2 protein-coding genes are annotated in these 539 nt (G+C 36.0%); both read left to right on the top strand.

What is annotated here, in order from left to right; genetic code table 11:
- Positions 1–328 (top strand): molybdenum cofactor biosynthesis protein MoaE (locus DMP16_RS10770; protein ID WP_185957884.1); only part of this gene is annotated, 328 nt, incomplete at its 5' end.
- Positions 325–539, top strand: a 215-nt coding sequence (locus DMP16_RS10765) for a bifunctional hydroxymethylpyrimidine kinase/phosphomethylpyrimidine kinase (protein ID WP_185957883.1), incomplete at its 3' end; no start/stop codon positions are given. The genes DMP16_RS10770 and DMP16_RS10765, both read left to right, overlap by 4 nt.

Below are 539 nucleotides of genomic sequence, written 5' to 3'. Positions count from 1 at the left end.
AATAGTTGAAGGGCATAAGGTATATGAGCTCGTATATGAAGCATATGAAGAATACACTAAGAAAAGGTTTAGTGAAATAAAGGAGGAAATGAAGAAAAAGTACAAGGACCTAATTGACCTTGAGATCCATCACGTTATAAACGCCATGAAACCTGGTGAGGATGTACTTTTAATAATGGGGTTAGGAAGAGGTAGAAAAGATGCAATAGATGCAGTAAAAGAAACTCTAGAATTAGTAAAACATACTACAGGTATTTGGAAGTTAGAAATTAGGGATGATGGCGAGTATTGGGTTGTTGCGGGAAACACGAGAGTGAAAAAAGAATGATAAAACCGATTGGAATGTCAATAGCAGGACTAGATACTGGTAATGGTGCAGGTGGGGAAAGCGATCTAAGAGTATTCGAGGTTTTAGGTATTCATGGTATTTTTGCAGTAACTGCTCTTACGATTCAGAACACTAAAGGAATTAAGGATATAATGATAGTAGATGCAAAATTCTTAGAGAAACAAATAGAAACGCTTTTAGAGGACTTTAG

Origin of the sequence: Sulfolobus sp. B1 (assembly GCF_007050195.1) — an archaeon.
In the GTDB taxonomy this organism is placed as follows: domain Archaea; phylum Thermoproteota; class Thermoprotei_A; order Sulfolobales; family Sulfolobaceae; genus Saccharolobus.
Note: the sequence above shows the minus strand (reverse complement) of the source record. Positions and strands in the feature narration are given on the sequence as shown.